The organism is Stenotrophomonas sp. PS02300, assembly GCF_029959395.1.
GTDB classification, from domain to species: domain Bacteria; phylum Pseudomonadota; class Gammaproteobacteria; order Xanthomonadales; family Xanthomonadaceae; genus Stenotrophomonas; species Stenotrophomonas maltophilia_AD.
In genome coordinates this window covers 45,526-54,284 of the sequence record NZ_JASCOP010000014.1, presented here as the reverse complement: position 1 = coordinate 54,284, position 8,759 = coordinate 45,526, and the positions used below count along the sequence as shown (strand labels likewise).

4 protein-coding genes are annotated in these 8,759 nt (G+C 59.3%); 2 read left to right on the top strand and 2 right to left on the bottom strand.

Annotation, left to right across the window (positions count from 1 at the left end; genetic code table 11):
* Window positions 1-120: 120 nt before the first annotated feature.
* Together QMX79_RS04960 and QMX79_RS04955 are read right to left on the bottom strand one after the other, a co-directional pair.
* Window positions 121-915, bottom strand: coding sequence for a siderophore-interacting protein (locus QMX79_RS04960; protein WP_282244980.1), 795 nt, complete (start codon window positions 913-915; stop codon window positions 121-123).
* A gap of 93 nt (window positions 916-1,008) precedes the next feature.
* Complete coding sequence (locus QMX79_RS04955) at window positions 1,009-1,512, bottom strand: PadR family transcriptional regulator (RefSeq protein ID WP_282244979.1); 504 nt, start codon at window positions 1,510-1,512, stop codon at window positions 1,009-1,011.
* Window positions 1,513-1,925: 413 nt separating this feature from the next.
* Here QMX79_RS04955 and aceE point away from each other — a divergent pair, with 413 nt between their 5' ends.
* Window positions 1,926-4,613 (top strand): pyruvate dehydrogenase (acetyl-transferring), homodimeric type, encoded by a 2,688-nt coding sequence (gene aceE / locus QMX79_RS04950; RefSeq protein WP_282244978.1) that lies wholly within the window; start codon window positions 1,926-1,928, stop codon window positions 4,611-4,613.
* A gap of 331 nt (window positions 4,614-4,944) precedes the next feature.
* Window positions 4,945-8,661: a hypothetical protein gene (locus QMX79_RS04945; protein WP_282244977.1), complete on the top strand. Its 3,717-nt coding sequence runs from the start codon at window positions 4,945-4,947 to the stop codon at window positions 8,659-8,661.
* The last annotated feature ends 98 nt before the right edge of the window (window positions 8,662-8,759 follow it).

Below are 8,759 nucleotides of genomic sequence, written 5' to 3'. Positions count from 1 at the left end.
GCGGGGGGGGGCACCCCACACGGGGGGGGCCCCTACGGGGGTGGGGGTGGCGGGGTCACGACCAACGGGCGTGACCTACACGCGGTAGCGCACGACCGTTGGTCGTGCGCCTCAGGGAAATCAATCCCCCTCGTGCTCCGGATGCGCCTTCCAATACCCCTTCGAGCGGATCCAGTCCTTCGGCACGCCCAGGTGCCCCTCCACGTACTTGCGCATCATCCGCGCCCGGCGCGATTCGGTGGCGATCCAGTAGAACGTATCGCCCTCCGGCTCCTCGAAATCGGTCAGCACGTCCTCCAGCAGGGTGCTGGTGGCCGCATCAAACCCATTGCGCTCCAGCCACGACACCCGGATGCGTTCATCTTCCGGCAGCTCCTGGCGGTCATCCGCTTCCGGAATCTCGATATACACATCCGCCCGCGCGCCTTCCGGCAGCGTCTCCAGCCAGCGACCGATGGCCGGCAGCGCCGTCTCATCGCCAAACAGCACATAGGTATCGAAGTCATCGGCGGTGATATGCGAGCCACGCGGCCCACCCACCGCAATCGCGTCGCCGGCCATGGCATTGGCCGCCCAGCGCGAGGCCACGCCATCGCCGTGCATCACGAAGTCGATGGCCAGCTCCTTGGCTTCCAGGTCCCACCAGCGCGGGGTGTAATCGCGGGCGGGCGAGGGCTCTTGGCCTTCCGGGTAGCGCGGGCCTTCCGGGGTCATGGTGGGCACCACGAACTGGCCTTCCGCATTCGGGAAGAACAGCTTCACGTGGTCATCCGGCGAGGGCGACTCAAAGCCCTCCAGCGCCTCACCGCCCACGATCACCCGGCGCATGCACGGGCTGATTTCCTCGGTGCGCAGCATCTGCAGCGGGCGGAACTTCACGGTGTGGCGCACCAACTTGTTTTCATGCAGAGCCATGGCGATGTACCTGTTTCAAAGCCGCCGCAGCGGCGTAGGGGGAAAGACCTGGCTGGCGAAACGCGGGCGGGGTCGAATAAGGGGAAGAACGGTTCAGCGGCCCTGCGCGCGGATCTGCGCCGCAGCCTCGCGCAGCGCCTGGGCCACCGCCACGGCGTTGTCGACCTGCCAACGCGCGTGGTGCAGGCCCAGCGCCTGCTTCAGCTCGCGCATCGCATCGCGCACCACCGGCGGCAGGTTGGCCTTGGCGATCGAGCGCGCGCTGTGGCGCACCCGGTGCAGCGCCGCGTCCACCTCCTCGCGCTGGGCGGCCAGTTCGGCTTGGCCCAGCGCAGTGAGCTGGTAGCGCTTGCGCCCGGCCTCTTCCAGCGCGCTGACCCAGCCGGCGGCCTCGAACTGCGCCAGCACCGGGTAGATCGAACCCGCGCTGGGCGTGTACACCCGCACGAACATCTCACTGATGCACTGGATCAGCTCATAGCCATGGCGCGGCTGCGCCGCCAGCAGCGACAGCACCAGCAGGCGCAGGTCGCCGCGGCTGAGCGGCCGGGACGTCAGCGGACGGGCAGGGCCATCCAGATCACGGGGAGCGGTCATTTCGATATATCGAATGAAGTGCGCAAACGATATATCGAAAACCCCCGGCCGTGTAGGGTCACGCCATGCGTGACTGCGCGCACGTTCAGCAACCATTGACCCCGGAAGGACCGCGCCCAGCGAGGCATGGCCTCGCTCTACCCGGTCCGCCGGCCACCACAACGCTTCGTCCCCCAGGTAGAACACTCCCCAGGTTCCACGCCCACATGACAGCGCTAGCCAACGCAGGCGCCCTGAAACCGCCCGTGGAACCCGCTCAAGACAGCGCGCCACTGTCGCCCCATGTCCCCAAGACACAACCGCACCACTTCCATACGCACCCGTAGCGAAGTAAGCAAACCCATTGGTGCGCTACACTTTGCGGCTAGAAATCTAAAACAGTCGCGCGCGTGCGTGCGGTCATGGGAGCGCTAATGAACTGGTTGAACGAGGTGCTGAACAACGACCCGAATCCTGTGGAAACCCAGGAATGGATCGAGTCGCTGAAGGCCGTTATTGATGTCGAGGGCCCTGAGCGCGCGCATCAACTGTTGGAAGGCATGGTGGAACTGACCCGTCGTTCGGGTGCTTACCTGCCGTTCTCTCCCACCACCGAGTACGTGAACACCATCGCGCCGACCCTGGAGGCCAAGAGCCCGGGCAACGCCGAACTGGAATGGCGCATTCGTTCCATCATCCGTTGGAACGCCATGGCCACCGTGGTGCGCGCCAACCGCAAGCCGGGCGACCTGGGCGGCCACATCGCCAGCTTCGCTTCGGGTGCCACGCTGTACGACGTGGGCTTCAACCACTTCTGGCGCGCCCCCAGCGACAACCACCCCGGCGACCTGCTCTTCATCCAGGGCCACAGCGCCCCGGGCATCTATGCGCGTTCGTTCCTCGAAGGCCGCATCGACGAGCAGCAGCTGGACAAGTTCCGCATGGAAGTCGATGGCGGTGGCCTTTCCAGCTACCCGCACCCGTGGCTGATGCCCGATTACTGGCAGACCCCCACCGTGTCGATGGGCCTGGGCCCGCTGGCCGCCATCTACCAGGCGCAGTTCCTGCGTTACCTGGAAAACCGTGGCCTGATCGAAAAGAGCGACCGCAAGGTGTGGTGCTTCATCGGCGACGGCGAATCGGACGAACCGGAAACCCTGGGCGCCATCGCGCTGGCCGGCCGTGAAGGCCTGGACAACCTGATCTTCGTGGTGAACTGCAACCTGCAGCGCCTCGATGGCCCGGTGCGCGGCAACGGCAAGATCATCCAGGAACTGGAAGGCGTGTTCCGTGGCGGCGGCTGGAATGTCATCAAGCTGCTGTGGGGCGGTTACTGGGATGCCCTGCTGGCCAAGGACACCAACGGTGTGCTGCGCAAGCTGATGATGGAAACCGTCGACGGCGAATACCAGAACTGCAAGGCCTTCGGTGGCGCGTACACGCGCGAGCATTTCTTCGGCAAGTACCCCGAAACCGCCGCCATGGTGGCCGGTCTTTCCGACGACGACATCTGGCGCCTCAACCGTGGTGGCCACGACCCGCACAAGGTGTACGCCGCCTACCACGAGGCCGTGAACACCAAGGGCATGCCCACCGTGATCCTGGCCAAGACGGTCAAGGGCTACGGCATGGGCAGCGCCGGTGAAGCGCTCAACCCGACCCACCAGACCAAGAAGCTGGACGACGAAGCGGTCAAGCACTTCCGCGACCGCTTCAACATTCCGGTGACCGACGCGCAGCTGGCCGATGGCCAGGTGCCGTTCTACCACCCGGGCCCGGACTCGCCGGAAGTGAAGTACCTGCAGGAGCGTCGCGCCGCACTGGGCGGTTACCTGCCGCAGCGCCGCCGCAAGGCCACCAAGAGCTTCAACGCACCGAAGCTGGAAACCTACGAACGCCTGCTCAAGAGCAGCGGCGAGCGCAGCTACTCCACCACCATGGCCTTCGTTCAGAGCCTGAACATCACCCTGCGCGACAAGGAACTGGGCCCGCACATCGTGCCGATCGTGGCCGACGAAGCCCGTACCTTCGGCATGGAAGGCCTGTTCCGCCAGATCGGCATCTACGCCCCGTTCGGCCAGAAGTACAAGCCGGTCGACGCAGACCAGCTCATGTTCTACCGCGAAGACCAGAGCGGCCAGGTGCTGCAGCAGGGCATCAGCGAGCCGGGCGCCATCAGCTCCTGGATGGCCGCCGGTACCAGCTACTCGGTTTCCAACGTGCCGATGCTGCCGTTCTACATCTACTACAGCATGTTCGGCTTCCAGCGCGTGGGCGACATTGCCTGGCAGGCCGCCGACATGCGTACCCGCGGCTTCCTGCTCGGCGGCACCGCCGGCCGCACCACGCTCAACGGTGAAGGCCTGCAGCACGAAGATGGCCACAGCCACCTGGCTGCTGGCGGCATTCCGAACGTGCGCAGCTATGACCCCACCTTCGGCTTCGAAGTCACGGTCATCCTGCAGCACGGCACCAAGGCCATGATGGAAGACCAGATTGATGAGTACTACTACATCACTCTGATGAACGAAAACTACACCCACCCGGAAATGCCGGAAGGTGCGGCTGAAGGCATCGTCAAGGGCATGTACCTGCTCACCGACGCCGGCAAGCCGAAGAAGGGCGAGCTGCGCGTGCAGCTGATGGGTTCGGGCACCATCCTGCGCGAAGCCATTGAAGCGGCCGCGCTGCTGGAGAAGGACTTCGGCGTCACCGCCGATATCTGGAGCTGCCCCAGCTACAACGAACTGCGCCGCGATGGTTTCGACGCCGAACGTTGGAACCGCCTGCACCCGGAAGACACCCAGCGCAAGGCCTACGTGACCGAGCTGCTGGAAGACCGCCAGGGCCCGGTGATTGCCGCAACCGACTATGTGCGTGCGTACGCGGACCAGATCCGCGCGTTCGTGCCGGCTACCTTCACCGTGCTGGGCACCGATGGCTTCGGCCGTTCGGATACCCGTGCGAACCTGCGTCGCTTCTTCGAAGTGGACCGGTACTACATCGCGCATGCCGCGATTGCGGCACTGGCCAAGGACGGGAAGATGACCGGGAAGGATGTGGCCCGGGCGATCAAGCAGTACAAGATTGATCCTGAGAAGGCTAATCCTGTCGGGGTTTGACAAAACCCTTGCGGAGGAATGAGAAAGGGCGGCTCTTGCCGCCCTTTCTTTTTGCAATGACGGCGGAACGGTGACGAGTGGCCCGCTCAAACCTGACGGCCAGTGAAAAGGTGTCGACCGCTGTCGCGGAAGCAGCGTGCGCTGCGGGCAAAGTACAGTTTGCAAAAGGGCCTATGATTATTAGTTACATAGGTGGGTGATCACGTTTGCCACTGGGTATACTTGCCCACGGGGCGCCGCGCGTGCTATTGACGCGGGGGGGCGAGCTACTAGGCCAATGCAGGACCAACAAGTGGCCGGGTAAAACTGCGGAAGTCTAAGGAAGGTAAAAATGCACGCATTCGGCGCAGACACGCACACCATCGGGAATGGCGGAACCGCAGGGAATGCCCATGACGTTTCAGCGCTCCGGGACGGTCCGGATGAGTCTGCGGCAGTTTCCGGGTACGAATCAGCGCGCCTCCTCCCTTTAATCCCGACCTACGTTGAGAAGGACCACGGACCATACGTTAGGCAGATCGACCTCGCGCTCGATACGCCCGGTGTTAACAACGTTGCGCTCTCCGGAAACTATGGCGTAGGCAAGAGCAGCGTACTTAGGAAGGTCGCGGAGAAACATCAAGAGAGAGTTGTGCAGATATCTCTCTCCGCGCTGGCGCCTGCGCAGATGGGCGATGAATCTCTCCCCCCGCAGGCAACCACAACAACGAATCGAATTCAGCAGGAAATTGTCAAGCAGCTTCTCTATCGAGAGGCTCCCGAGAAAATGCGTGGCTCTCGGTTCAGGAGAATTGAGCGCTTCCTTCCCCTTCGAGAGACAATTGCGGCATCAATCGTAGGTGTCTGTCTTTCCGTTGTGTTCCTGCTGGCAGGATGGACGCATAAGCTATCACTTGCATTCCACCTTGTAAGTATTGGGGTCTGGGTTCATTTGTTGATGGCATTATTCGCAGCGTTGCTCGTGTTCTCCGTGCGCTGGCACCTGCATGGGCGTGTAAACGTACGGCAGTTGTCCGCAGGCGCCGCGACGGTAACGCTTGACGAAAAATCTGCTTCTTTCTTCGATCAGTATCTTGACGAGATCGTGTATTTCTTTGAAGTCTCGAAGAGAGACGTTGTAATATTCGAAGATATTGACCGATTCGACGACCATCACATCTTCGAAGCATTAAGGGCGCTGAATACTTTACTCAATGCGCCAACAACAAGACGATCAGTGCGGTTCATCTACGCAGTTCGCGATAGCATGTTTGACTACCGGCGATTAGGGGGCGCGCCCACGCACCCTGGATCCGATGAAGCTGGGCTGGCTTTGCCTGAAGTGGCAGAAGTTAGTAGGTCAAACAGAACGAAGTTTTTTGATCTCGTGATACCGGTCGTGCCATTCATCACTCATCAGAACGCCAAGGGCCTGGTCAAGTCGATCATGGATGATGTGGATCACGAGATCGATGATGAACTAATAGATCTAGCAAGTCGCCATGTGCCAGAAATGCGACTACTTAAGAACGTCCGTAACGAGTTCATCGTTTTCCGCGAAAGAATTCTATCTGGCGACGGCGCGCGCCTGAATGTCACGGACACCAGACTGTTCGCAATGATGCTGTACAAGGCCACGCATCTTATCGATTTTGAGAAGATTCGATTAGGTACCAGTTCCCTTGATCTGCTGTACACAGATTTTAGGAAGATGGTGGATTCAAACATACGACATCTAGATCACCAAGGCATCGCAGCTAAACGCAAGGCAGAGCGACAAGCTGCAATTGCTGCACGTAGCGCCGAATTGGGGCGTCGGCTGGTCGAGTACGTAGATATGGTTGCGAGGATATGTGGTCGAGGGGGAAATCCCCATCGGTACATGTACGCTGAGAACCCCGTCTCTGAGGACGCACTCGGCGGGCCAAAATTCTGGCGAACTCTGCTTAGCTCCGAAGAAGCCTCCCCTCTAGAAATTCGATTTTCCGACCATGGATACAATATGGTCAGATCACTGTACTTTAGCCGGGCCGATCTGGAGCTGGTGCTAGGGACGCTGGATCCAAACGAGTGGCAACGATCAGAGGGAGATTTGTATTCTGCAGAGCAGAGGCAGAGGGCGGTCGATGTTGATTTCCTTCGCGGGGCTGGCTTCAGCGAGCTGTTGGGCCGAAAAGACTTCACGGTTCGGAAAGACGGAGTCGATCTGACGTTTGATGACATTGCAAAGACTCACCTGAAAGACGGGTTGGCCTACCGTCTAGTGCGCGCAGGTCACATCCGCGCAGACTTCACTCTATACACAGCAGTATTTCAAAGCCGCAGCGTAGGTCCTGCCGCAATGAACTTTATTGTCCATCACATTGATAGGAATGTGATGGACATGCACTTTGAACTAAGCTCAGGAGATGTGGAGTCATTGATTAAAGAGAGGCCTAACGCACTAGCTGATGCAACCTTTTACAATGTATCGATCCTCAATAATCTCCTATCTTCCAGTCCAGTGAAGGCGAGAGTTATTGCAAGATCGCTCGCAGTTCTTCAGGAGGACCAGCGCAGCTTCCTGAATATTTTCTTGTCTGTTAGCGATAAAAGAAGTGATCTTGTTCGACTGCTGGCACCCGAGGCCAAAGGCATACTGGAATTTCTCGCTGGTATGGATATGGACGATGGTACGAGAGCGCGCCTCATTGGTGATGCTCTCAGCAACCTTGATGCGAAAATCGAATACTCAGCTGGAGAGTCACTGGCTAGCTTCATTTCCGGCAACATATTGGCGATCGATCGGGGAATCGTCCAAAGCGGTGGGTCGTGGACACCGCAGGCTGGTGATCTCTTTCAACGCCTTTCGCTGAGCGTGGGGGATCTGACTCAGCTCTCTGAGGAGTTGCAGGAGATCCTTGTCGCTCGAAACCTATACTCGGTGACTCGGAAGAACTTGATGGCTGCCTCAAAAGGGGGCGGCGCAATGGCGCTTGACGTGATGCGAAGATCCAGCCAAGCCGTGTACTGGTACGCGATCGACAATTTGGTGGATTATCTCGGTGCACTTGACGATGGTGAGTTTAGCGTAGTGTCGAACAGTGCGTTCGTAACGGTGCTGAGGGACTTGGCGATTGTCGATTTCCACCAAGTGGGTGCAGTGCTGAAAAGGGCAGCTCCTGCATGCCGACTGGTGACGTTCGACTCCGTGCCTTCGCAAATATGGGGAGTGGTCGCCCGAAGCAGAAGGGTCAATATCACAAAAGCTAATATTGCGCGCTATGTAGAGATGTACGGCGGCGTTGACCAAGATCTGGCTGCTTCCCTTGCGGATGCCAAGTCTATCCCAGGGACGATAGAAGATCAGGGCAAGGCAGAAGCTACTGCTCAAGCTATCCTGGCTGCAGGGGATTATCTCTCTTCCCGAAATAGAGCGATACTGGTCTCACAGCTTCCTGTGTCGCTAGTACCCGATGCAGTGCCGCCCGAGTCAGGTGAGCTTATCCCCCGCCTTATGAGCCTCGGCGCCCTAAAAGACGACGCCGACACGTTCTCTCGTCTCAGTGGGACAGATTGGAAGACGCGCGAGCTCTACATCACCATGTCGAAGCGGTTCGGCGCATATCTGTCACCTGAGTTAATCGGTGGCGATTTGGCAAACTTCATGGGTAGCTCAAGAGTCAAGCGGAGCTTGAAGGTTGCCGTAGTTGAGAGGTCGCTTGACTATGCGGCGCCCAATCGTCCGCGCGGCATGATCGCAATGGCACGTTTTGCGATCGAGAATAGTATCTCTCTACCTATTGCGTTTCTCCAAAGGCTTGCCAAGGTTAAGGATGCGGTAGAAGTGATTTTCGGCCTGCTGCCGGATCATTTGCCTGAAGTGGAAGATGAGGCGTTGCTTGAGATGATCTCCAGCCTCGGTGAACCATTCTCAGACCTTTGCACTGTGGACGCGAAGAAGCCGAAGGTTCCGGCATTGACGGGAGTGGAGAGTATCCTTGCTCACCTGAAGGATATTGGTTGCATAAGCAGCTTCAAGAGGGAGGAGGACTACTTTAGGGTCAACAAGAAGAGGTCGCTCACGTAACCTCCGAACTCGCCAGAGGGCTAGAGGTGCTTTATCCCGGGTGATCGAGCAGCGCCCTCAAGGTTGCCTCATTCCTCATTTTCTCTCGGGTGGAGTGT